Origin of the sequence: Sphingomonas sp. 2378 (assembly GCF_038084995.1) — a bacterium.
In the GTDB taxonomy this organism is placed as follows: domain Bacteria; phylum Pseudomonadota; class Alphaproteobacteria; order Sphingomonadales; family Sphingomonadaceae; genus Sphingomonas.
In genome coordinates, this window is record NZ_JAXCMJ010000006.1 from 96,729 (window position 1) to 122,747 (window position 26,019).

At 67.9% G+C, this 26,019-nt stretch carries 28 protein-coding genes and 1 tRNA gene; 10 read left to right on the forward strand and 19 right to left on the reverse strand.

All coding sequences use genetic code 11. The annotated features are described in order from the left end of the window. Positions 1 to 80 precede the first annotated feature (80 nt). Positions 81 to 1,625 carry a PAS domain-containing protein gene (locus SM191_RS05235; RefSeq protein WP_341505268.1) on the forward strand — a complete coding sequence of 515 codons (1,545 nt, stop codon included), beginning with the start codon at positions 81 to 83 and terminating at the stop codon, positions 1,623 to 1,625. A gap of 36 nt (positions 1,626 to 1,661) precedes the next feature. Here the strand turns inward: SM191_RS05235 and SM191_RS05240 are convergent, their stop codons facing one another. The 3 genes from SM191_RS05240 to metX all read right to left on the reverse strand — a co-directional run bounded on the left by SM191_RS05240 (position 1,662) and on the right by metX (position 3,872). Continuing rightward, entirely contained in the window at positions 1,662 to 2,054 is a 393-nt protein-coding gene (locus SM191_RS05240) for a response regulator (RefSeq protein WP_341505269.1), read from the reverse strand. A 67-nt stretch (positions 2,055 to 2,121) separates the two neighbouring features. Further along, a complete protein-coding gene (gene metW, locus SM191_RS05245) occupies positions 2,122 to 2,715 on the reverse strand; it encodes a methionine biosynthesis protein MetW (protein WP_341505270.1) in 594 nt (197 codons plus the stop codon). After that, entirely contained in the window at positions 2,712 to 3,872 is a 1,161-nt protein-coding gene (gene metX / locus SM191_RS05250; protein ID WP_341505271.1) for a homoserine O-acetyltransferase MetX, read from the reverse strand. Before metX ends, metW begins: the two co-directional genes overlap by 4 nt. Positions 3,873 to 3,936: 64 nt before the next feature. Here metX and hisC point away from each other — a divergent pair, with 64 nt between their 5' ends. Next, on the forward strand, positions 3,937 to 5,055 hold the full coding sequence (gene hisC / locus SM191_RS05255; RefSeq protein ID WP_341505272.1) for a histidinol-phosphate transaminase: 1,119 nt from the start codon (positions 3,937 to 3,939) through the stop codon (positions 5,053 to 5,055). Beyond that, entirely contained in the window at positions 5,055 to 5,966 is a 912-nt protein-coding gene (locus SM191_RS05260; protein ID WP_341505273.1) for a prephenate/arogenate dehydrogenase family protein, read from the forward strand. Before hisC ends, SM191_RS05260 begins: the two co-directional genes overlap by 1 nt. 107 nt (positions 5,967 to 6,073) lie before the next feature. Here SM191_RS05260 and SM191_RS05265 read toward each other — a convergent pair whose 3' ends face one another. Genes SM191_RS05265 through ftsE form a run of 4 tightly spaced genes read right to left on the reverse strand, consistent with a single transcriptional unit; the run spans position 6,074 to position 8,944 of the window. After that, positions 6,074 to 6,787: a lysophospholipid acyltransferase family protein gene (locus SM191_RS05265; protein WP_341505274.1), complete on the reverse strand. Its 714-nt coding sequence runs from the start codon at positions 6,785 to 6,787 to the stop codon at positions 6,074 to 6,076. Beyond that, the gene (locus SM191_RS05270; RefSeq protein ID WP_445949812.1) at positions 6,784 to 7,317 is read right to left on the reverse strand and encodes a YdcF family protein; all 534 of its coding nucleotides are present in this window, start codon (positions 7,315 to 7,317) and stop codon (positions 6,784 to 6,786) included. The genes SM191_RS05265 and SM191_RS05270 overlap by 4 nt, the downstream gene beginning before the upstream one ends. Next, positions 7,317 to 8,216 (reverse strand): cell division protein FtsX, encoded by a 900-nt coding sequence (locus SM191_RS05275; RefSeq protein ID WP_341505275.1) that lies wholly within the window; start codon positions 8,214 to 8,216, stop codon positions 7,317 to 7,319. The genes SM191_RS05270 and SM191_RS05275 overlap by 1 nt, the downstream gene beginning before the upstream one ends. Further along, entirely contained in the window at positions 8,213 to 8,944 is a 732-nt protein-coding gene (gene ftsE, locus SM191_RS05280) for a cell division ATP-binding protein FtsE (protein ID WP_341505276.1), read from the reverse strand. The genes SM191_RS05275 and ftsE overlap by 4 nt, the downstream gene beginning before the upstream one ends. A 143-nt stretch (positions 8,945 to 9,087) precedes the next feature. On the opposite strand from ftsE, the gene SM191_RS05285 reads away from it, so the two are divergent. Continuing rightward, positions 9,088 to 9,819 carry a zinc-ribbon domain-containing protein gene (locus tag SM191_RS05285; protein WP_341505277.1) on the forward strand — a complete coding sequence of 244 codons (732 nt, stop codon included), beginning with the start codon at positions 9,088 to 9,090 and terminating at the stop codon, positions 9,817 to 9,819. 108 nt (positions 9,820 to 9,927) lie between these two features. Here SM191_RS05285 and SM191_RS05290 read toward each other — a convergent pair whose 3' ends face one another. Beyond that, the gene (locus SM191_RS05290) at positions 9,928 to 11,283 is read right to left on the reverse strand and encodes an MATE family efflux transporter (protein ID WP_341505278.1); all 1,356 of its coding nucleotides are present in this window, start codon (positions 11,281 to 11,283) and stop codon (positions 9,928 to 9,930) included. Between the two features lie 151 nt (positions 11,284 to 11,434). Here SM191_RS05290 and SM191_RS05295 point away from each other — a divergent pair. Continuing rightward, positions 11,435 to 11,521: transfer RNA gene (locus SM191_RS05295), tRNA-Leu, on the forward strand. Between the two features lie 232 nt (positions 11,522 to 11,753). On the opposite strand, the gene SM191_RS05300 is transcribed toward SM191_RS05295, so the two are convergent. Continuing rightward, a complete protein-coding gene (locus tag SM191_RS05300) occupies positions 11,754 to 12,344 on the reverse strand; it encodes a PilZ domain-containing protein (protein WP_306997029.1) in 591 nt (196 codons plus the stop codon). Positions 12,345 to 12,530: 186 nt separating this feature from the next. Here SM191_RS05300 and SM191_RS05305 point away from each other — a divergent pair, with 186 nt between their 5' ends. Continuing rightward, positions 12,531 to 14,747, forward strand: coding sequence for a transglycosylase domain-containing protein (locus tag SM191_RS05305; protein WP_341505279.1), 2,217 nt, complete (start codon positions 12,531 to 12,533; stop codon positions 14,745 to 14,747). On the opposite strand, the gene SM191_RS05310 is transcribed toward SM191_RS05305, so the two are convergent. From SM191_RS05310 to SM191_RS05320, 3 genes are read right to left on the reverse strand one after another with little or no spacing between them, the layout of a single operon-like run. Then, the gene (locus tag SM191_RS05310; RefSeq protein WP_341505280.1) at positions 14,723 to 15,391 is read right to left on the reverse strand and encodes a M48 family metallopeptidase; all 669 of its coding nucleotides are present in this window, start codon (positions 15,389 to 15,391) and stop codon (positions 14,723 to 14,725) included. The two genes, SM191_RS05305 and SM191_RS05310, sit on opposite strands and share 25 nt — an antisense overlap. After that, entirely contained in the window at positions 15,388 to 15,816 is a 429-nt protein-coding gene (locus SM191_RS05315; RefSeq protein WP_306997037.1) for a YcgN family cysteine cluster protein, read from the reverse strand. Before SM191_RS05315 ends, SM191_RS05310 begins: the two co-directional genes overlap by 4 nt. Further along, positions 15,816 to 16,406, reverse strand: coding sequence for an SCO family protein (locus SM191_RS05320; protein WP_341505281.1), 591 nt, complete (start codon positions 16,404 to 16,406; stop codon positions 15,816 to 15,818). The genes SM191_RS05315 and SM191_RS05320 overlap by 1 nt, the downstream gene beginning before the upstream one ends. Before the next feature lie 69 nt (positions 16,407 to 16,475). Between SM191_RS05320 and SM191_RS05325 the strand changes: the two genes are divergently transcribed. Continuing rightward, positions 16,476 to 17,075, forward strand: coding sequence for an ankyrin repeat domain-containing protein (locus SM191_RS05325; protein WP_267434607.1), 600 nt, complete (start codon positions 16,476 to 16,478; stop codon positions 17,073 to 17,075). A 178-nt stretch (positions 17,076 to 17,253) separates the two neighbouring features. Here SM191_RS05325 and SM191_RS05330 read toward each other — a convergent pair whose 3' ends face one another. From SM191_RS05330 to rpmI, 3 genes are all read right to left on the reverse strand, one after another. Beyond that, positions 17,254 to 17,658 (reverse strand): DUF1489 family protein, encoded by a 405-nt coding sequence (locus tag SM191_RS05330; protein ID WP_341505282.1) that lies wholly within the window; start codon positions 17,656 to 17,658, stop codon positions 17,254 to 17,256. 137 nt (positions 17,659 to 17,795) lie between these two features. Continuing rightward, on the reverse strand, positions 17,796 to 18,161 hold the full coding sequence (rplT, locus tag SM191_RS05335; protein ID WP_261268354.1) for a 50S ribosomal protein L20: 366 nt from the start codon (positions 18,159 to 18,161) through the stop codon (positions 17,796 to 17,798). Between the two features lie 21 nt (positions 18,162 to 18,182). Further along, the gene (rpmI, locus tag SM191_RS05340; protein WP_007406658.1) at positions 18,183 to 18,386 is read right to left on the reverse strand and encodes a 50S ribosomal protein L35; all 204 of its coding nucleotides are present in this window, start codon (positions 18,384 to 18,386) and stop codon (positions 18,183 to 18,185) included. Between the two features lie 167 nt (positions 18,387 to 18,553). Between rpmI and SM191_RS05345 the strand changes: the two genes are divergently transcribed. Beyond that, complete coding sequence (locus tag SM191_RS05345) at positions 18,554 to 20,671, forward strand: AsmA family protein (protein ID WP_341505283.1); 2,118 nt, start codon at positions 18,554 to 18,556, stop codon at positions 20,669 to 20,671. Positions 20,672 to 20,721: 50 nt separating this feature from the next. Here SM191_RS05345 and SM191_RS05350 read toward each other — a convergent pair whose 3' ends face one another. Continuing rightward, positions 20,722 to 21,240 carry a TPM domain-containing protein gene (locus SM191_RS05350; protein WP_341505284.1) on the reverse strand — a complete coding sequence of 173 codons (519 nt, stop codon included), beginning with the start codon at positions 21,238 to 21,240 and terminating at the stop codon, positions 20,722 to 20,724. 126 nt (positions 21,241 to 21,366) lie between these two features. Next, positions 21,367 to 22,188: an inositol monophosphatase family protein gene (locus SM191_RS05355; RefSeq protein ID WP_341505285.1), complete on the reverse strand. Its 822-nt coding sequence runs from the start codon at positions 22,186 to 22,188 to the stop codon at positions 21,367 to 21,369. A 95-nt stretch (positions 22,189 to 22,283) separates the two neighbouring features. Between SM191_RS05355 and SM191_RS05360 the strand changes: the two genes are divergently transcribed. Next, positions 22,284 to 22,817: a peroxiredoxin gene (locus tag SM191_RS05360; protein WP_306997058.1), complete on the forward strand. Its 534-nt coding sequence runs from the start codon at positions 22,284 to 22,286 to the stop codon at positions 22,815 to 22,817. A 24-nt stretch (positions 22,818 to 22,841) separates the two neighbouring features. Continuing rightward, positions 22,842 to 23,918: a GGDEF domain-containing protein gene (locus SM191_RS05365; RefSeq protein ID WP_341505286.1), complete on the forward strand. Its 1,077-nt coding sequence runs from the start codon at positions 22,842 to 22,844 to the stop codon at positions 23,916 to 23,918. A gap of 359 nt (positions 23,919 to 24,277) precedes the next feature. On the opposite strand, the gene SM191_RS05370 is transcribed toward SM191_RS05365, so the two are convergent. Together SM191_RS05370 and SM191_RS05375 are read right to left on the reverse strand one after the other, a co-directional pair. Beyond that, a complete protein-coding gene (locus SM191_RS05370; protein ID WP_341505287.1) occupies positions 24,278 to 24,898 on the reverse strand; it encodes a YbhB/YbcL family Raf kinase inhibitor-like protein in 621 nt (206 codons plus the stop codon). 17 nt (positions 24,899 to 24,915) lie between these two features. Next, entirely contained in the window at positions 24,916 to 25,944 is a 1,029-nt protein-coding gene (locus SM191_RS05375) for a DUF1176 domain-containing protein (RefSeq protein WP_341505288.1), read from the reverse strand. Positions 25,945 to 26,019: the final 75 nt, after the last annotated feature.

Genomic DNA, 26,019 nt, shown 5'->3' on the forward strand with positions numbered 1-26,019 from the left:
GCACATCCCATCAGGTTACGGGCATGCAGGATACGGGGTTTCAACAGGATGGGGTCTCGGATGATGATGGGGGGACGGACATGCTCGACCCCCTGACCATTTCCGAGGAGCAGCGCGCGGCGGTGATCCGCGCCTATGACCTGTCGGGCTATCGCGACAGCGGTTGCCTGGACGATCTGGCGGCCTTCGCCGCCGAGTTGTGCGGCACGTCCGTCGCGCTGGTCAGCCTAGTCGAGGAAGAGACCCAGCAATTCCTGGCGGCGATCGGTTTCGAGGAGCGCCAGACGCCGCGCGAAACCTCCTTCTGTGCACATGCCATGGTCGCGGGCGACCCGGTGATGGTCGTCCCCGACGCCAGGACCGATCCCCGCTTCGCCGACTTCCCCCTCGTCGCGGGACCACCCTATATCCGTTTCTATGCGGGTGCCCGGCTCCTATCGCATGAGGGCGTGCCCCTGGGCGCGATCTGCGTCATCTCGCCCGAGCCGCGTCCCCAGGGGCTGACCGATTTCCAGTATCGGGGCATGGAAATCCTGGCGACCGCCGTCATGGGCCGGTTGCAGGACCGCCGCGCCCAGTTAGAGCATATGCGGACGGTCGAGGTATCGGAGGCGCGCGTCGCCGACAGCGAGCAGCGCTTCCGCACGCTGGCCGACACCATGCCGCAAATGGTCTGGTCGACGCTGCCCGACGGCTATCATGATTATTACAATGCCCGCTGGTACGAGTTCACGGGAACGCCCCAGGGCTCGACCGATGGCGAAGGGTGGAACGGCGTTTTCCACAAGGACGATCAGGAACGGGCCTGGGCCCGGTGGCGGCACAGCCTGGCGACCGGTGAGCCCTATCAGATCGAATATCGGCTGCGGCATCGTGACGGCACCTATCGCTGGGTTCTGGGCCGCGCGCTGCCGATCCGCGATGCCGAGGGGCGGATCACCCGCTGGTTCGGCACGTGCACCGATATCCACGAGCAGAAGCTGGCGCTGGAGGAGCGCGAGATCGTCAGCCAGGAATTGAGCCACCGGATCAAGAACATATTCGCGGTGATCTCCGGCCTGATCGCCTTCGCGGCACGCAGCAATCCCGGCTTCGCCACGATCGCCCGCGATCTGCGCGACCGGATCACCGCGCTGGGCCGGGCGCATGACTTCGTGCGTCCGCACAGCCCCCAGTCGCAGCCCAAGGCACGGCAGGACTCGCTCCAAGGCCTGCTGACTGATCTGTTCGAGCCCTATCGCGCCGAGGACCAGCCCCGCATCCGCCTGTCGGGTGACGATATCCCGGTCGACGATCGTTCGGCGACCCCGCTGGCGCTGCTGTTCCACGAATTGGCGACCAACGCCGCCAAATATGGCGCGCTGTCGGTGATGACCGGCACGATCGAACTGGCGATCCGGCATCAGGGCGAGATGGTGCGGCTATGCTGGCGTGAGGAAGGCGGCCCCCCTTTGAAGGCCCCGCCCGACCATGCCGGGTTTGGATCGCAACTGGTCGAATTGTCGGCGGTGCGGCAATTGGGCGGTCAGGTCGCCCGCGACTGGAAGCCCGAGGGACTGGTCGTCACGATCGACGTGCCCCTGGCGTCCTTCTGTCGCGCGCCCGGCACCGGCCCCTGCCGTTGATTCGAAAAGGCCGCCGGGGTTCCGGCGCGCCATCGTTCAGTTCGCGACGCCCAGCGGGATGACGTCGTCGCGCGCATCGCCTTCGACGCCGGTGGCGAGCGCCGCCGCCGCCAGGATCGCACGCTCGCTGAACGGCTTGCGGATATAGCCCAGCGCCTCGATGTCGGTGGCGATCTGCGCCGGATTGGCGGTGACGAAGACGATCTTGACCCCATAATCCGCCGCGATCCGGCGCGCGATCTCCGGCCCCGTCGCCCCGTCGCGCAGGTTCACATCGACAAAGGCAAAGGCACAACCCGGCGCGGTTTCGATCGCGGTGCGGCTATCCGCCGCTATGCCCGCCACGGTGTAGCCGGCATCGATCAGAATGCGCTCCAGATCGAGGGCCACGAATATCTCGTCTTCCACGATCAGGGCGGTTTGGCTCATGTCAAATTCCCGTCACTTTTCCGGTCAACCGTCTTGATCCAGATAAAGTTCCATATCTGTTGTCGTTTCACCGACGTAATAGAAAAACCGCATGCTCGGCGCGAAAATTCGCCGCCGCCGCGCTGGTCGGGCGGCCGCGCGACAGGAACCAGCTTCCCTCCACCGTGATATGCCGCTGGCGCACAAAGGCGCGGAAGTCGTCGATCGTCACATGGTGGATGTTGGGCGTGTCATACCATTGTTCGGGCAACAGCCCCGTCACCGGCATCCGCCCACCCCAGAGCAGCGACAGCCGCACCCGCCAATGCGCGAAATTGGGAAAGGAGACGAAGGCCCGCTGGCCGATACGCAACAGATGGTCGAGCACCTGGTCGGGCGCGCGCGCCGTCTGCAAGGTCTGGCTGAGGATCGCATAGTCGAACCCCTTGTCGGGATAGCCCGCCAGATCGACATCCGCGTCGCCCTGCACCACGGCCAGCCCGCGCGCGACCGCCGAGGCGACATTGGCGGGATCGATCTCCAGTCCGCGGGCATCGACGCCCGTCCGGTCGCGCAGCGCCGCCATCAACTGCCCGTCGCCGCATCCGACATCGAGCACGCGGGCCCCCGGCGCGACATGGTCGGCGATGATCGCCAGATCGGGGCGCAGCACCTCGCTCATGGTTCGGCCCTGAGGAAACCGTCGATCACCCGGTTCATCTCCGGCGCTTCGAGCAGGAAGGCGTCATGGCCGTAAGGGCTGGACAGTTCCACGAAACTCGCCGCCGCCCCCGCCGCGTTGAGCGCCTGCACCACGGCACGCGACTCGGACGTGGGATAAAGCCAGTCGGTGTCGAAGCTGACCAGACAGAAGCGCGTGCGCGTGCCCCGGAAGGCATTGGCGAGCAGCCCGCCATGCTCCTCGGCCAAGTCGAAATAATCGAGCGCGCGGGTGATGTAGAGATAGGAGTTCGCGTCGAACCGGTCGACGAAGCTCAGTCCCTGATGGCGAAGATAGCTTTCGACCTGGAAATCCGCATCGAAGCCGAAACTCTTGGCCCCGTCCGGCCGGTCGGGTCGCGCCTGGAGGCGACGGCCGAATTTCTCGGTCAGGCCCGCTTCCGACAGATAGGTGATATGCGCCGCCATCCGCGCGACCGCCAGACCGGCGGCGGGCGGGTCGTTGGCCTCGTAATAGGCCCCGCCGCGCCATTTCGGGTCGGCCATGATCGCCTGTCGCCCGACTTCGTGAAAGGCGATGTTCTGCGCCGAGTGCCGCGCGGTGGAGGCGACCATGACGCAGGCGCGCACCCGCTCGGGGAATGTCGCCGCCCAGCTTAGCGCCTGCATCCCCCCCATCGAGCCGCCGACCACCGCCTTCAACCGGCCGACGCCCAGATGGTCGAGCAGCATCGCCTGCGCACGCACCATGTCGCGGATGGTGATGACCGGGAAACGCATCCCCCAGGGCTCGCCCGTGGAGGGGTCGGTGGTCGCGGGGCCGGACGAGCCCATGCAACTGCCGATGACGTTGGAGCAGATGATGAAATGCCGCGCCGGATCGATCGGCTTGCCCTCGCCCACCAGGCGGGTCCACCAGCCGGGCTTGCCGGTGCGCGGATGGGGCGAGGCGACATGCTGGTCGCCGGTCAGCGCGTGGCAGATCAGGATGGCGTTGGAGCCGTCCGCGTTCAGCGCGCCATAGGTCTCGTACCCGATCTCGACCGGCGACAGCAGGCCACCGCCGTCCAGCCGGAGCGGCCCGGGCAGGACGACATGCCGGGACAGACCGAAACGCTGGTCGTCGCCAAGGGATTGCGCGGAAACGGAAGCGGCCATGGAGCGATATCCGCTAGGCCGCGATGCTTGGCAACGCAAGGGCGAGGCCGCTATGGCGGGTCGCATGACCGATCTTACCGCCCCCGAACCGATTTCCTGGGTCAAGGCCATCGCGCCCTATGTCCCCGGCCGCGCGACGACCGATGACGGGCGCATGGTCGCCAAACTCTCGTCCAACGAGAATCCGCTGGGGACGAGCGAGAAGGCGCGCGCCGCCTTCGCCGCCGCCGCCGCCAAGCTGGAGCGTTACCCGGACGCGGGCGCGACCGCGCTCCGCGAGGCGATCGGCGAAGTGCATGGGCTGGACCCGGCGCGGATCATCTATGGCACCGGTTCGGACGAGATCCTGCACCTGGCGGCGGGCGCGTTCGCGGGGCCGGGGGATGAGATCATCCATGTCCGCTACGGCTTTGCGGTCTATGAGATCGCCACCCGCCGCGTCGGTGCGGAGCCGGTGGTGGTCGCCGATCACGACTATGCCACCGATGTCGATGCTATCCTGGCGGCGGTGACGGAGAAGACCAAAGTCGTCTTCGTGGCCAATCCCAACAATCCCACCGGCACCTATGCGGGCGCGGGCGAGATCGCGCGGCTGCACGCCGGTTTGCCGCCGCATGTCCTGCTGGTACTGGACCAGGCCTATGCCGAATATCTGGCGGAAGGCGAGGATGACGGCGGGCTGACGCTGGCCGAGCGCGCGTCCAACGTGCTGGTGTCGCGTACCTTCTCCAAGATTCATGGCCTCGCCGCCGAGCGGATCGGCTGGGGCTATGCCGCTGCCCCGATCATCGACGCGCTGCACCGCATCCGCGCGCCGTTCAACGTCACCATCGCAGGCCAGAATGCGGCGATCGAGGCGATCCACGACCGCGCCTTTGTCGAGGCGTCGCGCGCGCATAATGCCAAGTGGCTCGGCTGGTTCGAGGAACAGATCGCGTCGCTGGGCAATGCGGGCCTGCGCTGCGTACCGTCCAAGGCGAATTTCTCGCTGGTGCTGTTCGAAGGCGAACTGACCGCCGAGCGGGCCTATCATGGGCTGATGGACGCAGGCTATATCGTCCGCTGGCTGCCCAGCCAGGGGCTGGGCCATGCCTTACGCATCACCATCGGCACCGAGGATGAGGTGAAGGGCGTCATCGCCGCGCTTCGTGCCATGGTCGAGTCTGAGGCGAAGGGGGCCTGATGCTGCCCTTCGCGCGGATCACCATCATCGGGCTGGGGCTGATCGGTTCCTCGGTCGCGCGGGCGACGCGCAAGGCGATGCCGACCGCGCGGATCACCGCTTACGACGCCGACCCGGCGGTGCGCGAGACGGTGCGTGCGCTCGACCTCGCCGACGATGTCGCGGACACGGCGGGCGCGAGCGTGATCGACGCCGACTTCGTCATCCTGTGCGTGCCGGTCGGCGCGATGGGCGCGGTCGCGGCCGAGTTCGCCGACGACCTGCCCGACGAAGCGATCGTCTCCGACGTGGGAAGCAGCAAGACGGCCGTCCTCGCCGCGCTGACCGAAGCCCTGCCCGGCGCGACGATCATCCCGGCGCACCCCGTGGCGGGCACCGAGCGCAGCGGGCCGGAGGCGGGCTTTGCCACGCTGTTCCAGAAGCGCTGGTGCATCGTCACCCCGCCCGAGGGTGCGGACGAACTGGCGGTCGAGCGGGTCGCGGAGTTCTGGCGACGGCTGGGCGCGGATGTCGAGTTGATGGCCCCCGACCATCACGACCGGGTGCTGGCGGTGACGAGCCATTTGCCGCACCTGATCGCCTACACCATCGTCGGCACCGCCAGCGACCTGGAGGAAGTGACCCAGTCGGAGGTCATCAAATATTCCGCCGGTGGCTTTCGTGACTTCACCCGCATCGCCGCCTCCGACCCGACCATGTGGCGCGACGTGTTCCTGACCAATCGCGAGGCGGTGCTGGAGATGCTCCAGCGCTTTTCCGAGGATTTGAGCCAGCTTCAACGCGCGATCCGCTGGGGCAAGGGCGACGAGTTGTTCGACCTGTTCAGCCGCACCCGCGCCATCCGCCGCTCGATCATCGACCAAGGCCAGGACGATGCGAGAGAGGATTTCGGGCGGAATCACGCAGAGTAAATCCTCCCCAAGCTATGCTTGGGGAGGGGGACCGCCCGGCGTAGCCGGGTGGTGGAGGGGCATGGCCACACAGGACGTCCCTCGTGGCACGCCCCCTCCACCACGCCCTATGGGCGCGGTCCCCGTCCCCGTACCGGGGAGGATTCCAGCGCATTCATCGCCGCATGCACCCTGGCCTCGGCCTCCGCGCGCGGGAGACCCGGCGGGATCACCTCGCCGAAGCGCAGTGTCACCACCCCCGGTCGCTTCAACCCTTTGCGCGGCCAGACCAGCCCCGAATCGGTCGCCACCGGCACCACCGGCAGGTTGAGCATCCGGTAAAGCCCCGCGAAACCGGGCTTGAGCGGCGGCATCTCGCCCGGCTTCACGCGCGTGCCCTCGGGAAAGATCATGATCGCCCGCCCCTCATCCACCGCCACCCGCGCATCGCGCATCATCCCGCGCATCGCCTTGGCCGAGGCCGAACGATCGACGACGATCGCGCCGTACTTCCGCACCGCCCAGCCCCATAGGGGGATGTTGGCCAGTTCGCGCTTCAGCACCATGGCGGGCGCGCCCAGGATGCGTTGCAGTTCCATGGTCTCGAACATCGCCTGATGCTTGGCGGGATAGAGCGCGGGCGTCGTCGGGCGCGTCCCCTCCACCTTCACCCGAATGCCCAGCAGCCAGCGCGTGCACAGGCGATGGAAGCGCGTCCATGTCGTCGCCCAGTGGATCACCGCGCGCCGACCGCCGACCGCGATCAGTGGCGACAGCAGCGCCATCACCGCCGACACCGGATAGAAGATCGCCACGAAGACGATGTTGCGAAACAGGATCACGCCCCCACTCCCGTCCAAAGCGCGATTCGGCGCAGGATCAGCTTGTTATATTCGTTGATCAGGGTGCCCAGCCGCGGCTGGGACGGCACCCCGTCGCCCATCACCAGCACGTCGCGCCCCAGCGCCGCCGTCAATTCCATCTTCGCGCGCGGCAAATGCCAGTCGGAGGTGACGAGCCGGACCGTGCGATAGCGATGCTGGCGCACCCAGCCCGCCGTCTCCTCGGCATTGGAGCGGGTGTCGACCGCCTCTCCGCCCAGGTCGATGCAGCAGGAAAACAGCGCGGGCGAGGTGCGATAGGTGCGCGCCAGGTCGATCGGGCGCACGCCGGGCGCGACTCCGGTCACCAGCATCCGCTTGGCCTGATGCGCCTGGAGCAGCGCGATGCCGCGATCGATCCGCCCCGGCCCGCCGGTCGGCACCACGATCGCGTCGGTGGTGTTGTGCTCCAGCGGGTGCGGCAGGGTCAGCATGAAGGCCGCGAACCCCAGGCACCAGGCAAGCGCCGCCAATCCGATCAACCGCAGCATCAGAGCATCCGCCGCATCTGGGCCAGCACCGCCAGCCGCGCCGCGATCACCGCCAGCGCCACGAAGACCAGGGGCAAGGCGACCAGCATCGCCACATCCCCGACGCCGAGCCGCATTCCGCCCAGCAATTCGGACTCCAGCGCCCCGATCTGGCGTGCGACGAGCAGGATGGCACCACCCGCGACCATGCCGCCCACCACCGCGCCGATCCCGGCATCCAGCGCGATCCGCCGTTGGAACAGTCGGGCGACCTGCCGGTCGGTCGCGCCCAGCATATGGATGACCTCGATCGTCGCGCGATGCGCCTCCAGCCCGGCCCGCGCCGCCAGCATGACCACCGCCGTGGTCGCGCCCAGCATCAACAGGATGATCGCCCCCGCCAGCCAGGCGGCGGTGTCGAGCAATCGCCCGACTGGGCCCAGCCAGGTCGCATGGGCATCGACCTGCGCCGCCGGGCTGGCGCGCATCACCGCCGCGCCGACGCGCGTAATGGCGGTCCCCGCATCGCTGGTCAGGTCGACATCGATCAGCGCGGGCACCGGCAGTCCGGCAGCCTCCGCATCCTTACCCAGCCAGGGTTGCAGCATCCGCGCCAGATCGGCCTGCGGCACCGGGGTCGCGCGGGCGACATCGGGCAGGCCGCGCAGCACCGCCAGCACCCGCGCCGCCGCCGCATCGCGCCGCTGCGTCTCACCCTCGACGATCTGGACGGTCAGCCGCCCCGCCATCTGCCGGTCGAGCGCGCCCGCCGCCCGCGCCGTCCCCAGCCCCGCCGCCCCGGCCAGCAGGGTGAGGAACAGCATGATCGCGATGACCCAGCTCATCACATGCGCGCCGCCGACATCGTCCAGAGCCCGCGCCTCCGCGCCCGTCGCCCGTGGCTTGCCGCCGCGCGTCACAGGCCGCTCCGCACGATCGTCGAGGGGGGCGGCGGTGCCGGGGAGTCGGCTTCGGGCGGTTCGGGATCGACCAGCCGCCCCCCCTCCAGGTGCAGATGATGCGCCCCCGGCACCCGATCGATCAGATGCCAGTCATGCGTCGCCATCACCACCGTCGTCCCCAGCCGGTGGAGCGAGTTGAACAGGTGGATCAGCCGCTCCGCCATGACCGGGTCGACATTGCCCGTCGGCTCGTCGGCGACCAGCAGTTCAGGGCGCGCGATCACGGCGCGGGCGATCGCCACCCGCTGCTGCTCCCCGCCCGACAGCGTCGCGGGGCGCGCACCCGCGCGTTCGGACAGGCCGATCCAGGCCAGCATCTCGCGCACCGCGCGCGCGATCTCCGATTCGGCCATGCCTGCGACCCGCAGGGGCAGCGCGATATTGTCCGCCGCCGACAGATGCGGGATCAGGCGGAAATCCTGGAACACCACGCCGATCCGCCGCCGGAATCCGGGCAGCCGGTCGCGCGGCAGGATCACCGCATCCTCGCCGAACAGCCGGATGATTCCCCGACTGGGACGCTGCGACAGATATAAGAGCCGCAACAGCGAGGTCTTGCCCGCGCCGCTGGCCCCGGTCAGGAAGTAAAACTGCCCCGACCGCAACGTGAAACTGACGTCGCACAGGGTTTCCTCGCCCGCGCCATAGCGAAGGCCGACATTCTCGAACTGGACGATGTTCGCCATGCTGTCATGGCCTTGGCATGGCCCGCCCCGCGCTTCAAGCTTGCCACGCATATGGGCGGCGTGCTTACTGGCCTTTCGGGGGGCCTGATCAGGATGGCCTGTCCGTCTGTCGATCCGTCCTGTCCGTTGAAGTGCCCGCCCGCATGATCCTCGAATGTCCCGAGTGCCGCACCCGCTATCTGGTGCCCGACAGCGCGATCGGGCTGGAGGGGCGGACCGTGCGCTGCGCCAATTGCCGGCACAGCTGGTTCCAGTCACCGCCCGAGCCCGAACTGCCCCCTTCGCCGGTCGCGACGCCTGCACAGGAAGACCTGTTTCCGGAGAGCGTGTCCGAAACGCCGCCGCCGCCCCCTCCATCGGTCGTCGTGCCGCCCCCGGCCCCGCCGATCCTGTCGCAGGACGAAGCCGGGTTCGACGCCTTCGCACATCGCCCGCCCTTCCGCGCGCGGCGCAACCCGGTGCGGCGCTGGACCATCGGCGCGATCGCGGCGGGCCTGTTGATGCTGATCGCGACGGCGGCGATCCTGTGGACCGGCATGCCGGGCATCGGCGGCTGGCTGGGCCTGGGCAGCACGGAGTCGGCGCTGGAACTCCGCTCCAACCCGATCGAGCGGCGCGAATTGGAAAACGGTTCGGAACTGTTCGCCATCTCGGGTCAGATCATCAACCCGTCATCGACGCAGCAGCGGGTGCCCGACCTGCGCGCCGAGCTGAAGGACGCGCAGGGCCGCGTCGTCTTTTCCTGGGCCATCGCGCCGCAGCAGCGGACCCTGGGGCCGGGTGCATCGATGGACTTCAACTCGGCCAAGCTCGACGTGCCGCCCAGCTCCAAGCGGCTGGACCTGAGCTTCGCGGGGGAGGGCAGCGGGAACTGACAGGCGGGCGTAGCGTGGGCCTTCGACTTCGCTCAGGCGGAACGGAGCGAGGGTTACTTGGCGCTATTTCCCCACCCCCGTACAGCCTGAGCGAAGTCGAAGGTCACGCTACTCACGCAATCGCCGCGCGATGATCGCGAACCGCGCACCGTGGAGCAGCGCGGCGATCAGCATGCCCACACCCGAGGCGATGGCCAGGCCCTGCGCGCCCCAGCCATGCGCGACCAGCCACCATCCCGCGCCGCCGGTGACGATGAAATAGGCGATGATGCTGTTGATCCCCGCCGCCACCTGATCCCCCAGCGAGCGTAGCGCATAGACCAGCACCACCTGCACCCCGTCGAACAGGATGAACGGGGCCCAGATCAGCAGCATCGCAGCCGCCACGCCATGCGCATCGGCCTGGGCGGGGAACAGGCCGACCAGCGGCCCCGCCCCGGCCAGCAGCGCCACGCCGCACGCCCCCATGGCCAGTGCGGCGAGCGTGACCGCCATCAGGGTGCGCGGGACCGCCGCCGACGCCGTGCCTTCGCCCACCGCATTGCCCGCGCGCACCCCCGCCGCCGATCCCAGGCCGAGCGCCAGCGCGAAGGTGACGTTATGGATCGAGAAAACGATCTGGAACGCGTGTGCGGTCGCATCCCCCAGCCGCGTCGACAGCGCGATCAGGATGGCGAACCCGGCCAGTTCCAATCCCGAGGCGATGGCGGGGACGAAGCCGAACCGCGCCAGCTCCACCGCGCCCGTCAGGGTTGGGGTCCAGGCGGCGCGATCCATCCGCCGCACGCCCCGCAAGGCGCCGCGCGGCAAAGTCATGGCGCTCGCCACCATCGCCACCGCGCCCAGCGCCGAGGCGATCACCGTCGCCAGCGCCGCCCCGACCGCGCCGAGTGCCGGAAAGCCCAGTTCCCCGCCCGCCAGCGCCCAAGCCAGCACCGCATTGATCGGCAGGATCGACAGATTCACCACCGTCACCCGGCGCGGGCGGCTGATCCCCTCCAGAAAGAAGCTCGCCGCGACCAGCACCAATTGGAACGGATAGCCCAGCGCCATCACCGCCACGACCCGTGCGCCCGGCTCGACCAGCGCGGGGGCCACCCCGATCCCGCGCAACAGGCTTGCCCCGCCCAGCCCCAGGATCAGCATCGCGGCCACACCCAAAATCGATCCGAGCACCAGCCCGTCGCGCAGCGCCTGCCCCGTCGCGGGCAGGTCGCCCGCGCCATCGGCGCGCGAGGCGCGGACCAGCACGCCCGACAGCCAGGCCAGACCGGTGACGATCGCGACATAGGTCAGCGACCGGCTGGCCGAGAGCGCGGCGACCTCATGCTCGCCGACGCGGCCGACCACCACGACATCGGTGACGTGCAGGATGGTCCAGTTCAGGCTGGTCAGCATCACCGGCCAGGCCAGCCCGAGCAGACGGCGCGCCTCGGCACGATCGGGGCGGAGGATAGTCGTCATCCGTCCTCCCTATGCGCGATGCGGGTCCGGCGAAAGTCATCGAATATCGCCGACGCCATGCGCTCGCACGAAAGCCATTGCGCTACCCGTATCGCTTTGCTAGGGGCACCCGCCTACCAGCCCTCCGGCTTGCCGGTGGTGACTATCGAGTGCGGTCGTGGCGGAATTGGTAGACGCGCAACGTTGAGGTCGTTGTGGCCGAAAGGCCGTGGAAGTTCGAGTCTTCTCGACCGCACCAGATTTTTTCCCGAACATCGTGAAATGGGCCGATGGCCCGTTATGTCATGCCCGCGAAAGCCAGGGTAGACCGACATATCATGGCATTTCCTCCCCTCGCCCCTCTCCGAGGGGAGGGGGTTGCGCAGACTTGGCCTTTGCGAAGCAAAGGCTTGGTCGGAGCTGGGTGAGGGGTGAGCGCTCGATGAGCGCGCAAGCCTTTGGGCTCGCTCGACCCCTCACCCAAGCTACGCTCACCGCGCCGCGACGATCGCCGCCAGCGTGTCGATGGGCAGGGGCGAGACGAAGCGGAAGCCGAAGCGGCCGTCCTTCACCCAGCAGATCGTACCGAACAGCGCCGTCCCCATCGGGCGGATGACGATATGCCCCGCCAGTCCGGGCTGAACCGGATCGTCGGCGACCAGCTTGGCGCCACCGGCGGAGACGTCGATCAGTTCGCTGGCGAATTTCCGGTCGCCCAGCCGAACCTCGGCGGCCAGCGTCACCGGGAAGCGCGGCGGGCGGGGGATCGTCCCGTCCTCATTCTCCGACGAGAAGATGTTCTGATAGGGCTGGGGCGCATCGAACTGCACGCCCGCCTTCTTGCCCCGCACCCAGCGGACCGTGCCGGAGACGGGCGGCAGGCCGCGCACCTCGATACGGATCGCCTCGCCCACGACCGGCACGTCGACGAATCGCGCCATCAGTCCATTGGCCGAAATATTATGGACCAGGCAGACGCCGGGCACGTCGCCGCACACCTTGCCCAGCAGAAGGACGGCCGAATGCCGCTGGCCCGACCGACGTTCAGCCGACATGCTCTGCTGCTGTTCGATCTGTTCCATGCCCATCCTTTCCGCCAATTACGCCCCCCTGACGGAATTCGGCTTGGTTTGTCTATTAGCGTATCACGGACAAAAAATTAACAGCTTTGCGGGACCACGCCGATCTTTGGTTCATCACGCCGCAATATCGGGTCGGGCATCCCGCTTGTGGTCATGTCCAAAGCCCTGTAATTCGCGAGCCGTCCCATGCCTCGCGCGTCGTCTTCCCGGTCACCCCGGCCCCGCTCCTCCAAGCCCCGCTCTCCCTGGCGGCGCCGGATCGTCGTAACCTTGCAGATCCTGATCGGCCTGGCCGTGCTGGCGGTCGGCGCGCTGGCGATCGCGGTCTTCGTCGCCAAGTCGCAATTGCCCAGTTTCGAGGAGCTTAAGTCCTCGCCCAACGGCCAGATGATCCGCGTCCATGCCGCCGACGGCACGGTGATCGTCTCGCTCGGGCCGAGTTATGGCGAATGGCTGCCCTATGATCGCATCCCCACTGTCATGCGCGACGCGACGATCGCGGTCGAGGACCGCCGGTTCCGCCAGCATCCCGGCGTCGATCCGATCGGCATCGCCCGCTCGGTCGAGGTGCGGGTGGAAAAGGGCCGCTGGAAACAGGGCGGCTCGACCATTACCCAGCAGATCACGCGCACCATCTTCCTGAACAACCAGAAGAAGTTCGGGCGCAAGATTCGCGAGGCGATCCTGGCGCTGGCGATGGAGCTGAAATTCTCAAAGAACCAGATTCTCGAACTCTATCTGAACAAGGTCTATTATGGCGGCGGAGCTTACGGCATCGATGCCGCGAGCCGCAAATTCTTCGGCCATGGCGCGGATCATCTGAGCCTGTCGGAGGCCGCCGTGATCGCGGGGTTGGTCAAGGCCCCGTCCAACTATTCCCCGACCGCCGATGCCGAGGCCGCCGTGGGCCGCGCGGGCGTGGTCATCGGCCAGATGGAACGTAACGGCTTCATCACCGCCGCCCAGGCCGCCGATGCCGATCCCAAGGCGCTGAAACTCGCGCCCGAGCCGAAGCAGAATTCGGTCCGCTATTTCACCGACTGGGCACTGCCCCAGCTCGACACGCTGATCGACGAGCAGACCGCGCCGCTCGATGTGTGGACGACACTCGACCTCAATATGCAGCGTGCCGCCGATGCCGCGATCCGCGCCGATGCGCCGCCGGGGACGCAGGGCGCGCTGGTCAGCCTGGACCGGGACGGCGCGGTGCGTGCGATGGTGGGGGGCAAGGATTATGTCTCCACCAACTATAACCGCGCGGTGACGGCGGTCCGCCAGCCGGGGTCCGCCTTCAAGCTGTTCGTCTATCTCGCCGCGCTGGAGGCCGGGCACAAGCCCGAGGACCAGGTGGTCGACGAACCCGTCACCATCGACGGCTGGTCCCCGCGCAACGATTCGCGCCGCAATTCGGGCAGCGTCTCGCTCCGCACCGCCTTCGCCTATTCGCTGAACACGGTCGCGGCCAAGCTGGGCCAGGAGGTCGGGTTCCAGACGGTCGCCGACATGGCGCGCCGCTTCGGCATCACCACGCCGGTCAACACCCACCCCTCGATGGTGCTCGGCACCTCGGAAGTGCGGGTGATCGACATGACCAGCGCCTTCGCCAGCGTCGCGAACAAGGGCGTGAAGGTCACCCCCTATGGCATCACCAAGGTCATGGCGAACGGCCAGACCATCTACACGCATGAGGTCGATCGCAGCCATGTGCTGGTCGCGCCCTTCGTCGCCGCGGAGATGACCGACCTGCTCCAGACCGCGGTCAACACCGGCACCGGCCGCGCCGCGCAGATCGGTCGCCCGGTCGCGGGCAAGACGGGCACGACGACCAGCCTGAAAGACGGCTGGTTCCTGGGCTTCTCCAGCGGGATCACCACCGGCGTCTGGATGGGACGCGACAATGCCAAGCCGGTTGCCGGGCTGCACGGGGGCAGCGCCCCTGCCAAGGCCTTCGCCGACTATATGCGCGTCGCCACCGCCAACCGCCCGATCGAACAGTTCGATACCCAGGTGACCCTGCCCGACTGGCAGTTGGAGCCCGATGAGGAGAGCTATTTCGGTCAGCCCGACAATGGCGTGGCCGGGGTCGATGCCGATGGCAATCCCCTGCCCCCGCCGGTCGCCGGAGAGGCGCAGGAAGGCGACGAGACGATGGAGATCCCCACCCGCCGCAACCCCGGTGCGCCCATCCCGATCCAGCAGCCGCAACCGGGCGCGTCCGTGCCGTCGCCACCCTCGGGTCAGCCGCCCGCACAGGCCCCCGCCCCGCAACAAAGGCTGGATCAGGCATGGATCGACCGGGTGACCGGGCGCGGCAATGGCGGGGCTCCGCGTGAGGGTCGGGCCAACCCCAACCCGCCGCGCGGCTCAACCCGCGATCGTCAGGACGACCGCCCGTACCAGTGAAGTCCCGCGCCGTGTCGCCGCAACCAGGCGGTGGCCGGCGTCGGGTCCTCGCCCAGCAATTCGGCGACCAGCGCGTGGAAAACGGGCGCGTGGTTCATATGCACGCGGTGCGCGACCTCATGCGCGACGGTGGCGCGGCGGACGAAATCGGGGGCCAGGATCAACCGCCAGCTATAGCGGATCGCGCCCGTGGAGGCACAGCTTCCCCAGCGCGCCTTGGGGTCGGCGACGCTGACCTTGGTCACGGTGACACCCGCCGCCCGCGCGACCTCCGCCGTCTCGCGCGCCAGCACTTCCAGCGCCTGTCGCTTCAACCACGCCTCGACCCGGCGGCCCAGCGTTTCGATCGGGCCGGAGGCGCATAGCCGGTTCCCCTCGCGCTGGATGACGCGGGCCCGCCCCTCCCGCCATTCCAGCGTCAGCGTCACGTCGCCGAACGGGATCGTCGCGCCGGGCACGAAGGGTCGCGGGTCGGGCAGGCGGGCGCGCTGCTCGGCGATCCAGTCCTTCTTCTCCTCGGCCCAGGCGAGCGCGGACTTCAGCCCCGCGCGGCGCGGAACGATCAGCCGCGCGGTGCCGGTGGCGGGATCGACGCTGAGGCGGATGGTCTTGGCGGTCGGGTGGCGGACGACCTCGTCGATCATAATTCGCGGTCCACGATGTGATTCTCGAAATCCCCGGCATCGTCCTCGCTGATCGTCCAGCCGCGCACCGATTGCCCTGCGCGATGCACCGCCTCGCGGTCACCGCAGACCAGATAATGCCATTCGGGCAGCGCCTCGCCCGCCGCGCGCAGGCGATAGGCGCAGGTGGTCGGCAACCAGTCGATCGAGCGGACATTGCCCATGGTCAGCCGCACGCACTCGCTGACATAGGCGCGGCGATGGCGGTAGTTGGAGCATTGCCCGCTCCGCCGGTCGAGCAGGCGGCACGCGACGTTGGTCGCGACCAGTTCGCCCGTCTCCTCATCCTCCAGCTTGTGGATGCAGCATTTGCCGCAACCGTCGCACAGCGCCTCCCATTGCGCGCGGTCGAGGCTTTCGATCGGCTTTTCCCAGAAGCGCTCCATTATCGGACCCACTGGTCCAGCGTGTCGGCCACCGCCTTGGGGCCTTCATCCGTCGGCAGCAGCGCCATCGGTTTGCCGTCCGGGTCCATCAGATAGGCCTGTTTGCTATGGTTCATCAGATAGCCGCCGCCGGGCGAGGGATCGCCCTTTTGCGCCACGATGGCATAGGCCTTTTCCACCGCCGCGATCTGCGCCTCGGTGCCGGTCAGTCCGACGAAGCGCGGGTGGAAGGTGGTGGCGAAGCGGCCGACCACCTCGCGCGTGTCGCGCGCCGGATCGACGGTGATGAAGATCGGCACGATCCGCGCCGCCTTTTCGGGCGCGCTCTGTTCCAGCAGCTTCAGCCCCGCGCCGATCGCCTGCATGTCGGTGGGGCAGACATCGGGGCAGAAGCTGTAGCCGAAATACATGATGCGATACCGCCCGGCATAGTCGCGGTCGGTGACGGTGCGGCCATCGGCGGCGGTCAGGCGGAACGGCCCGCCGATCTTCGCCCCGGCCAGCGGCGGCTCGGCCTCCGGCTGGGAGGAACCGCAACCGGCCAGCATCAGGGCCAGCGGCAGCAGGGCGGACGGGAATATTCGGGTCATGACGTCGACAGCCTTGCTGTGATAAATCGCCGGTTGCAAGCCATGCTCCATTGCTCAGGATCACCTTTCATGTCCCTTCGCCCCCTGTTCGCCGCCGCGCTTCTGGGTGTCATCGCCATGCCCGCCACGGCGCAGATGATGCAGTCGGAAAGCTATAAATTTCTCCAGGCGGTGCGCGAGGCCAAGGGCAACGACGTGACCAACATGCTCGATCGTCCGGGCGCCAGCATCATCAACACCCGCGACGTGACCAGCGGCGAAGGCGCGCTGCACATCGTCATCAAGCGCGGGGACGAGACCTATCTGCGCTTCCTGCTTCAGAAGGGGGCCGATCCGAACCTGCGCGACGGGCGCGGCAACACCCCGTTGCTGCTGGCGGTCGGCGGCGGCCAGTCGGAAATGATCCGCATCCTGACCGCCGCCAAGGCCAATCCCAATATCGGCAATGCCTCGGGCGAGACGCCGCTGATCCGCGCGGTGCAGCGTTACGACATCGGCATGGTCCGCGAACTGCTCGCCGCGGGAGCCGATCCCGACCAGGCCGACAATGTCGCCGGCCTGACCGCGCGCGAATACGCCTCGCAAGACCCCCGCAACACCGCCATCGCCAAGCTGTTCGCCGAAACGCCGAAGAAGACCCGCGCGGCGGTGGCGGGGCCGAAATTCTGAACATCGTACCGGCCGGATAACGTCCCCATGATCCTCCCCTGTAAGGGGAGGTGGCAGGGCGCAGCCCTGACGGAGGGGTGTCACCAGTTGCGAGGTTCACACTCCTCGCCGATGGGAACACCCCTCCACCATCCTTCGGATGGTCCCCCTCCCCTTACAGGGGAGGAATGGGTGCGCCCTATATCAAACCCAGTTCCACCAGTTTCCCGACCAGCATCGGCGGCATCGTCTCGATCCCCGTCGCCGCGCCGCTGAGGTCGGGCGGGGCGTCGTTCGCCTCCAGATAGCGCCATCCCTGATGCGCGCGGCGGGGCAGCGCCTGGACCAGCACCAGTTCGGGATCGATATGGATGGCACAGCGCCCGCCCTCGGCCTCTCCGAAAGACAGGATCGGCGAGCGCGCGACCAACTGGTGCTTCAGGATCCAGAACAGCGACCCCTGCCCCGCCACTTCCTCATGCCGCTTGGGCAGATAGCGGGTGGTCAGGTAGACCGGCCCCTCCTGTGCCCGGATCTTCAGCCGTTCCGCCAGATGATCGATACTGGTCGCCCCGAACGCGACCTTGGTCAGATGAAGCGCCATGTCACGGGGCATGTGGGAGCGCTGAGGGTCAAAGGCTAGAGCCGGAGGAGCGCTCCATCGGAAACCAAAGGAAAAGGGCGCCGGTGGAACCCACCGACGCCCTTTCCTGATTTCCGGCGCTAACCGTCAGTCGCTATTCAAGCGGCCTGCGGCAGAGCGGCCTTCGCCTGGGCGATGATCGCCGAGAAGGCTTCGCCCTCGTGCATCGCGATGTCGGCCAGGACCTTCCGGTCCAGTTCGACGCCCGCCAGCTTCAGGCCGTGCATGAACTGCGAATAGGTCAGGCCCTCGGCCCGGACACCGGCGTTGATGCGCTGGATCCACAGACCACGGAAGGTCCGCTTCTTGACCTTGCGGTCGCGATACGCATATTGACCGGCCTTTTCGACGGCCTGGCGCGCGATGCGGATGGTATTCTTGCGACGGCCATAATAGCCCTTCGCCTGTTCCAAAATCCGCTTATGCTTCGCCTTGGTGGTCGTGCCCCGCTTGACGCGTGCCATATCTTTCTACCCTTCCAGAGATCAGTTCAGGCCGTAAGGCGCCCAGGCCTTCACGGTCTTGGTGTCGGCATCGGACAGGACCGAGGTGCCGCGGTTCTGGCGGATATACTTGCCGTTATGGCTGATCAGGCGGTGGCGCTTGCCGGCGACGCCGTGCTTGAGCTTGCCGGTCGCGGTGAGCTTGAAGCGCTTCTTGACGCCGCTCTTGGTCTTGAGCTTGGGCATTTTGGTCCTTTCGCTGGAGCTAAGGCAGAAACGGCCGCGGCAGCCCTGATGGCCGGGCCGTTCGTGACACCTCGCTCGGGAAGCGGGCCACTTAGACGAAGCCGTGGCGGAATGCAACCATGGCCCTCCGGCGGAACCAGCGCCTCGCTCGGGCGCTTGGGGCTGTCATGGATCAAGCGCCCGCGGCCGACACTTCCGCCCGCCCGACCGTTGCCCGTGCCGGGTGGCGGCGCTGGGCGTTGCGAGTCGCGGTCGGACTGCTCGCCGTCATCGCTGCGATCTGGCTGGTGCTGTTCGTCACAAAGGGGCGCTTCCTGCGATCCCCCTTCGAATCGATCGTCGGGCGACTGACCCAGCGGACCGTGACGGTCGGCGGCGACTTCCAACTCTATTTCGCGCCGTGGCGGATCAAGTTCGTCGCCGAGAAGATCGCGATCTCCAACCCCGGCTGGGCCAGCCGCCCGAACCTGTTCACCGCCGACCGGATCGATTCGCGGATCGCGCCGCTGTCGCTGCTGTTCGGAAAGCGGCGCTTCACCTGGCTGGAGCTCACAAACGGCGCGGTCGACCTGGAATGGACGCCAGACCACCGGACCAACACATGGACCTTCAGCGAAAAGAAGGGTGGCAAGCCGCTGGAATTCCCGCGAATCGACACGGCCGATGTGACCGGCACCACGGTCCGCTATCGCGATCCCCGGATGCGGGTGACGGCGGACCTGGCGCTGGACGACATCCGGTCGCAGGACGCGCGGATCGGCAAGGCGGTGGGGGTTCGCGGCAAGGGCGTGATCCGGGCCACGCCCTTCACCCTGACCGCCCGGCTTCTGTCGCCCGACGCCACCGCCAATCGCGGCAGGAACGAGTTGATCGCCCGGATGCGCGCGGCGGGCAATGTGGTCGACGTGTCGGGCACCCTGCCCTCGATCGCCGCGATCGAGAATGTCCCGCTGAAGACGCGGGCGCGGGGCAGGGATCTGTCGACGCTGCTCGACGTGATCGGCGTCGTCATCCCGCGCACCCGCACCTATGACTTGCGCGCGCAACTGGTGAAGGACGGCGAGGTCTATCGCTTCACCCGGATGACCGGCCATTTCGGGGACAGCGACGTGGCGGGCAAGCTGACCGTCACCAATGGCGAGCGGCTGCATCTCGATTCGGAACTGGCGACGACCAAGCTCGACATCATCGATGCCGCGCCCTTCATCGGTTACAATCCCGACATCGTCGCGAGCAAGGGCGCGCAGGCCGCCGCCGCCGCGACCGGGGTGGGGCCGCAAATGCTGCTGCCCGACGCCGCGCTGCCGATCGCGACGATGCAGCGATTCGATGCCGATCTGAAGTGGACGATCCGCACCGTGCGGTCGCGCCGGGTGCCGATCTCCAATGTCGACCTGACGCTGGAGTTGGAGCGCGGCAAGCTGACCCTCTCGCCGCTGCGCTTCGCGATGGCGCGGGGCGATGTGGCGTCGGACCTGATCTTCGACACGCGGCCCCGGCCAAGCCGGATCACCTATGACATCCGCCTGTCGCCGACGCCGCTCGGCCGCCTGCTCGCCGGATGGGGCGTGGCGGAAGCGGGGACGACGGGCACGGTCAAAGGCCGTATCCAGTTGGAAGGGCGCGGCGACACCATCCATGATTCGCTGGCCGGTGCGAATGGCCGCATGGCCTTCGTCCTGCCCGCCGGGTCGCTATGGACCCGCAACGCGCAATTGGCCGAGCTGGACCTGGGCACCTTCGTCCAGAAGATGTTCGAGGAGCGATTGAAGGAGCCGGTTCGAATCAATTGCGGGCTGATCGCCTTCACCGTGCGCGGCGGGGTGGCGGCGGCGGACCCGATCCTGATCGACACGTCGAAGAACGTCATCATCGGGCGCGGCGGCTTCAGCTTCCGCAACGAGGCGATCGACCTGGCCATCCGCGCCGACGCCAAGAAGTTCAGCCTGTTCTCCGGCCAGTCGCCGGTCGGGCTGACCGGCCATTTCGTCTCACCCGCCATCCAGCCGATCAGCGGCGACCTGCTCGCCCGCGCCGGGGCCGGGCTGGGGCTGGCGGTGGTGGCGACGCCGCTGGCCGGGGTGCTGGCGTTCGTCGATGTCGGCGACGCCAAGGCGGCAGCGTGCGGCCCGGTCCTGTCGGGGGCGCGGGCGAGTGCGCAGCGGACGACCAAGGGCGACAAGCGCGACGATGTCGGGCGGGGCACGACCGCCAAGGACGAAAAGGGACGCGGCAATCCCGGCGAAGCCAAGGCACAGCGGAAGAAGTTTTTGGGGATTTTCTGAGGTCACGCGCCATTCGGCACCACATGGGCACGGTCGCCCGATAGCCGGGACTAACGCGCGCCGGGGGCTGACGCCTGGAGCCTCTCGATGATCGCCGACACACCCCGCTCTATGCCTTGCCCGATCCGCGCTTTCGCGAAAGCAGGAACCATGATCCGGCTCATCACCTGCTGGCAGAACGCATCCGGCAATCGCTGTTCCAGTCCGATGCCAACGGCAATTCTGGCTTTCCTGTCATTCGGCGCCACAAGGATCACGATGCCGTCCTTGAGGTCTCTTCGGCCGACGCCCCACCGGTTTGCGAGCCGCATGGTGAAGTCCTTCACGTCCTCACCATGCAGGGTTTTCACCGTCACCACCGCGAGTTGATGACCGGTTTCCCGCTGAAAACGCCCGAGCCTTAAAGTAAGCCGCTGCTTTTCGTCGCTATTCAGGACCTGGGCCTGATCGACGACATAGCCGGTAAATTGCAACGGCTCGTCCGCACTCGCAATTTTCGGCTCCATCGCCTGGCAGGGCGCGGCAATGCCCCCAAGCAAGGCCAGCGGCATCGCCAGGGCCACCAGCACCGCTGAGCGGTATGACCGCAAAGGGGGCCTTGATCCCGGGTCGATCCTGCCGTTCACCCACCATAACCCGCCGGGGTCGGACATTTCCGCCATGTCTGTCACCAGGCATCCACCAATGATCGTGCATCAATGATCGTGATGGTGATCCCCATGCGGCACATTGCGCAACGCCTCCAGCACCTCCTCGGTCCGCGCGGGGTCGCCGATCGCCAGCACATGGCCCGCGCTGTCGGCGGTCAGGGGATCGCCGTTCCAGTCGCACATGCGCCCGCCCGCCCCTTCGACCACCGGCACCAGGGCGGCGAAGTCGTGCAGCTTCAGCCCCGATTCGCAGACGATGTCGATATGCCCGCTCGCCAGCAGTCCGTAATTATAGCAATCGCCGCCATAGACCGGCCCCTGGCGCGGACTGTCGCCGCTGATCGCCCCGACCAGCGCCATGAAGTGCGGCACGTCGTCATCCTCGAACAGATGCGGGCTGGTCGTCGCGATCGCCGCCCCCGCCAGTTCGGGACAGGGGCGGGTGCGCGCGGGCTGGCCGTTGAACAGGGTCGGGCGGCCCGTGACGCCCAGCCAGCGCTCGCCCGCGATCGGCTGGTCGATGATGCCCAGCACCGGCCAGCCATTGTCGACCAGCGCGATCAGCGTGCCGAAGATCGGGCGGCCCACGGTGAAGCTGCGCGTCCCGTCGATCGGATCGAGCACCCATTGCCGACCGGTCACGCCCGCCTTGACGCCATATTCCTCGCCATGAATCCCGTCGCCCGAGCGCTCCGCGTCCAGGATGCGGCGCATGGCGGCCTCCGCCTCCCGGTCGGCGAGCGTGACGGGCGACCGATCCTCCTTGATCTCCAGCCCCATCTCGCGACGAAAATAAGGCCGGATGGCGGCACCGGCGGCGTCGGCCAGCTTCAATGCCAGGTCGATATCGGCAGAGTGTACGGACATGGGGCATGGGATAAGCCAGCTTGGATGTATCAGCAATGGACGCCAATCCCGCGACGCGATACGTTTGACGCATAGGTAATGTGAGAGGTGGAGTGATGCGCGTACTGCTGGGCGTTCTTCTGGCAATGGCCACGGTTCCGGCTGCGGCGGCGCTTCGCCCGGGGGCCACCGCTCCCGACTTCACCACGCGCGGCGCGGTGGCAGGCAAGGTCTTCACGCTGAACCTGAAGGATCAGCTGCGCCATGGCCCGGTCGTCCTCTATTTCTTCCCCGCCGCCTTCACCAGCGGATGCAGCGCGGAGGCGCGCGCCTTCGCCGAGAAGATCGACGCCTTCCGCGCCGCCGGCGCGCGCGTGATCGGCATGTCCGCCGACCCGGTCGACAAGCTCGCCGCCTTTTCCAAGGCTGAATGCGCGGGCAAGTTCCCGGTGGCCAGCGCGGGTCCGGCGATCGTGAAGGGGTATGACGTGGCGCTGGGCCGTCAGATCGAGGGTCGCGACATCACCTCGCGCACCAGCTACGTCATCGGTCGCAACGGCAAGATCGCCTTCGTCCATGACGATATGAACCCGGCCGAGCATGTCGCCACGACGCTGGCGGCGGTGCGCGACTTGGACTCCCGTCGCTGAGCAGGGGGGTGACGGGGGCGTCCGATGTCTGTGGGGGATTATGCGGAACTGGGCGGGCGTAACATGACGCGCGCGACCGATGACCTGTTTCGGCGGATCGGCCGGTTTCTGGACGATCATCGCCTGTCCCCCGATCCGGCGCATTATGCGTTCGTCCACGCCATCATGACCGACCCGGACGGCAGTCTGGCACGGGCGGTGGCGGCGTTGATCGACGGCGGCGTCCGGCTGCACCGCGACGATATCTGCCGGCTGGGCGGTCCGCAGAACGCGTCCCGACCCGCCGCCCCATCGCCTTCACGCAAACCCCGCAGCCGCTCGCAGCTGATCGTCCCCCCCGCCGAGGTGCAAACCGACGCGCTGGCCGAACAGACCCAGGATCAGGTGGAAACCTTCGCGGCGATCATCCGCGGCATCCAGGCGGACACCTCCGCCTTCGGCGTCGATCTGGCACGCAATGCCGAAGAGCTTCGGCACGGCGACGCGATCGGGCTGAGCACGCTCGCCACGCTGACCGGCGAAATGCTGAAGCGGATCGACGCCACCGAGGCCCGGTTGCAGGAGGCGACGGCCGAGGCCGAGACGCTGCGCGAAAAGCTGGCCGAGGCGCGGGCGCTGGCACGGCGCGATCCGCTGACCGGGCTGGCCAACCGGCTGGCCTTCAACGAAGCGCTCGTCCAATGCTTCCAGACCGCCTCATCCTGCCATCTCGCCCTGTGCGACATCGATCGTTTCAAGCGGATCAACGACGAGCATGGCCATGGGGTGGGCGACCGGGTCCTGCTGGCGATCGGCAATATCCTGGCGAAGGAATGCCATGGCCATCTGGTCAGCCGTCATGGCGGCGAGGAATTCGCCATCCTGATTTCCGGCCTGTCGGACCAGGAGGCGTTCGCACTGGTCGAGCGCGCCCGCGACACGCTGCGCGAGCGGCAGATGCGGGTGCGCGAGACCGGGGAAGCGCTGGGGCCGATCACCTTCTCGGCGGGGATCACCGCCTTCCGCCCCGATGATACGCAGGAAACGCTTTTCGCCCGCGCCGACGCGCTTCTTTACCGCGCAAAGAACGAAGGCCGCGACCGCGCTTTCGGCGACGCCTGAATTGCGCCACGACATGGCGCAAAATCCGCAGGGTCGTTGGCAAAAATTCCCAACTTCTCGATTGGCAAAATAGAAAACGCCTGATTTCCGTCACTTATCGAACTGGCACGCTCCCTGCGAAGCTGTTGGCATCGGTCGCCAGATGGTTGGACGACCGGACCATCAAGGGAGTTTCACCATGTTCACCTCGTTCCAGGCTCGCCAGATCCTCGCTTCCTTCGTCGGCGCGGTCGTCTTCGCCGGTCTGGCCATCACCAGCGCAGCGCCGATCTTTCCGATCGCCTGATCGGTGACGGCGCCTTCACCATGGCGCGGTCGGGTCCATCACCGCTGATGCCCGACCGCCGCCCCTCTGACGATCAGGCGGGAACCACCGCGCCGACCGGGCCCACCGGCGCTTCCTCTTCCCGCGAATAGGTGCCGGTCAGCACCCCGGCGGCGAGCACATGCCCCGCCATCGCCTCGACCAGCGCACCACGCCCCGGCGTCGCGCCGCCGATCTCGACCAGGCTATCCAGCGCGAACAGCTGGAACACGTAACGATGCTCGCCATGCCCGCGCGGCGGATCGGGGGGCAACCAGCCTTCGCCCAAATAGGAATTGCGCCCGACATCGCCGCCTTCGGGCGTTCCCGCACCATCCGCCGCGATCGCGCCTTCCGGAAGGTCCCCGGCGTGCGGCGGCAGCTTCCACAGGATCGCATGGACCAGCGGCTGCGGCGTGGGCGCATCGGCATCCTCGACCAGCAGCGCCAGCATCGCGGTCCCGCTCGGCGGATCGCCCCATATCAAGGGCGGCGACACCCCTTCCCCATCGGCGGTGAAGCGTTCGGGCAGGCGGCCCATGTCGGCAAAGGCGGGGCTGCTCAGCGACAGGGCGGCGGGCGGGGCCAGTTCGGGCCGGACCACCGCGATCGATTCGACCCCGGCGCGCCAGCCGCTCATCGCCTTGCCCAGCCATGCAGGCAGATGTTCGAGCATGATCCTCTCTCCCTTGCCTATCGCGCCGCCATGCCGACGGCGCGCGTGCGCCAGACATGCAGCGTGTCGATCGCGCCGCGACATTCGGTCATGCTCGCCGCCTCCAGCAGCCGGAAGCGCGTGCCGTCCCAGCCGAACGACTGCCGATCGCCGCAATCGCCCAGCCCCCGGCCCTTGCCCCAGCTCGACAGCCGTCCGGTCGGCGACCATTCGCTGTTGACCAACGTCACCGCGCCGCCGGGCCTGGCCTCCCCGGCGAAGGGAAAGGCGAAGTCGAACCGCGCCGGGGCCAGCCGCCCGTCGCGCCAGATCAGCGGCTTGACCAGATAATTATACGCCCCCGCGCCGCAGGACATCAGCACCAGTGTCGAGCGCCGGTCCAGCCGATAGGATTCGGCACTGACCGGGCTGCCCAGGCTGTTACGGCAATCGAGTCGCCGCCGCATGTCGGCGATCGCCCCGTTGGGGATGGAGGGGGCCGCGCCCGGTGGCGGCGTCACGATCCGCACGACGGGCAGGACGGGGGGCCTGCCGCGATAACGCGCCGCCCCCTTCGCCACCAGCGCGCTGGTGGTCCCGGCGCGCTTCTGCCGCTCGTCGATATAGCGGAAGGCCGCCGACGCGCCGGCCAGCGACACGGGCTTGGCATCGGGGGTCAGGATCGCCGCGCGCCGACCATGGCTCATGGCGGCGACCAGCGCGGTCGCGGGGGCGCCGCGCAGCCATCCCTCCGCTTGTTGCGGCAGGGGGACGGTCGCCACCGCCCGGCCATCGATCCGGACGCTGGCGGATTGCGCCTTGCCGGTCATGTCCGCGACCTTGACCGCGACCGTCCCGTCGGCCGCGCGTCGGACGAGCAGCCCAGCGTCCTGCAACATGCCGTCCTCCGACGACAGCGAGGCCGCCTCGCACCCGCCGCCATTGTCGCAGGTCACGATCCAGTCGCGGAACAGCTTCAGCTTGGACGGGACCGGCGTGGCGGGGTCCGCCGCCGTGACGGGCATCGCGAAGCCGATGAGGACCGAGAATGCGGCGATGCGAATCATGCTGGACCAACCCCTTTGCTGGCGGTGACGTTCCGAAACGGATAGGGCGACTGTCAAAGAATAAGGAGAGTATCA

Excerpts from the sequence above, each read along its gene's own strand:
- SM191_RS05260 (WP_341505273.1), top strand. The coding sequence starts at position 5,055 with ATGCTGCCCTTCGCGCGGATCACCATCATCGGGCTGGGGCTGATCGGT.
- SM191_RS05235 (WP_341505268.1), top strand. The coding sequence starts at position 81 with ATGCTCGACCCCCTGACCATTTCCGAGGAGCAGCGCGCGGCGGTGATC.
- SM191_RS05325 (WP_267434607.1), top strand. The coding sequence starts at position 16,476 with ATGTCCCTTCGCCCCCTGTTCGCCGCCGCGCTTCTGGGTGTCATCGCC.
- SM191_RS05330 (WP_341505282.1), bottom strand. The coding sequence starts at position 17,658 with ATGGCGCTTCATCTGACCAAGGTCGCGTTCGGGGCGACCAGTATCGAT.
- SM191_RS05345 (WP_341505283.1), top strand. The coding sequence starts at position 18,554 with ATGGATCAAGCGCCCGCGGCCGACACTTCCGCCCGCCCGACCGTTGCC.
- SM191_RS05365 (WP_341505286.1), top strand. The coding sequence starts at position 22,842 with ATGTCTGTGGGGGATTATGCGGAACTGGGCGGGCGTAACATGACGCGC.
- SM191_RS05370 (WP_341505287.1), bottom strand. The coding sequence starts at position 24,898 with ATGCTCGAACATCTGCCTGCATGGCTGGGCAAGGCGATGAGCGGCTGG.
- ftsE (WP_341505276.1), bottom strand. The coding sequence starts at position 8,944 with ATGGCGAACATCGTCCAGTTCGAGAATGTCGGCCTTCGCTATGGCGCG.
- metX (WP_341505271.1), bottom strand. The coding sequence starts at position 3,872 with ATGGCCGCTTCCGTTTCCGCGCAATCCCTTGGCGACGACCAGCGTTTC.
- SM191_RS05320 (WP_341505281.1), bottom strand. The coding sequence starts at position 16,406 with ATGACCCGAATATTCCCGTCCGCCCTGCTGCCGCTGGCCCTGATGCTG.
- SM191_RS05240 (WP_341505269.1), bottom strand. The coding sequence starts at position 2,054 with ATGAGCCAAACCGCCCTGATCGTGGAAGACGAGATATTCGTGGCCCTC.
- SM191_RS05290 (WP_341505278.1), bottom strand. The coding sequence starts at position 11,283 with ATGACGACTATCCTCCGCCCCGATCGTGCCGAGGCGCGCCGTCTGCTC.
- SM191_RS05375 (WP_341505288.1), bottom strand. The coding sequence starts at position 25,944 with ATGATTCGCATCGCCGCATTCTCGGTCCTCATCGGCTTCGCGATGCCC.
- rplT (WP_261268354.1), bottom strand. The coding sequence starts at position 18,161 with ATGGCACGCGTCAAGCGGGGCACGACCACCAAGGCGAAGCATAAGCGG.
- SM191_RS05315 (WP_306997037.1), bottom strand. The coding sequence starts at position 15,816 with ATGGAGCGCTTCTGGGAAAAGCCGATCGAAAGCCTCGACCGCGCGCAA.
- metW (WP_341505270.1), bottom strand. The coding sequence starts at position 2,715 with ATGAGCGAGGTGCTGCGCCCCGATCTGGCGATCATCGCCGACCATGTC.
- SM191_RS05360 (WP_306997058.1), top strand. The coding sequence starts at position 22,284 with ATGCGCGTACTGCTGGGCGTTCTTCTGGCAATGGCCACGGTTCCGGCT.
- SM191_RS05300 (WP_306997029.1), bottom strand. The coding sequence starts at position 12,344 with ATGGAACAGATCGAACAGCAGCAGAGCATGTCGGCTGAACGTCGGTCG.
- rpmI (WP_007406658.1), bottom strand. The coding sequence starts at position 18,386 with ATGCCCAAGCTCAAGACCAAGAGCGGCGTCAAGAAGCGCTTCAAGCTC.
- SM191_RS05270 (WP_445949812.1), bottom strand. The coding sequence starts at position 7,317 with ATGCTGCGGTTGATCGGATTGGCGGCGCTTGCCTGGTGCCTGGGGTTC.
- SM191_RS05305 (WP_341505279.1), top strand. The coding sequence starts at position 12,531 with ATGCCTCGCGCGTCGTCTTCCCGGTCACCCCGGCCCCGCTCCTCCAAG.
- hisC (WP_341505272.1), top strand. The coding sequence starts at position 3,937 with ATGACCGATCTTACCGCCCCCGAACCGATTTCCTGGGTCAAGGCCATC.
- SM191_RS05310 (WP_341505280.1), bottom strand. The coding sequence starts at position 15,391 with ATGATCGACGAGGTCGTCCGCCACCCGACCGCCAAGACCATCCGCCTC.
- SM191_RS05285 (WP_341505277.1), top strand. The coding sequence starts at position 9,088 with ATGATCCTCGAATGTCCCGAGTGCCGCACCCGCTATCTGGTGCCCGAC.
- SM191_RS05355 (WP_341505285.1), bottom strand. The coding sequence starts at position 22,188 with ATGTCCGTACACTCTGCCGATATCGACCTGGCATTGAAGCTGGCCGAC.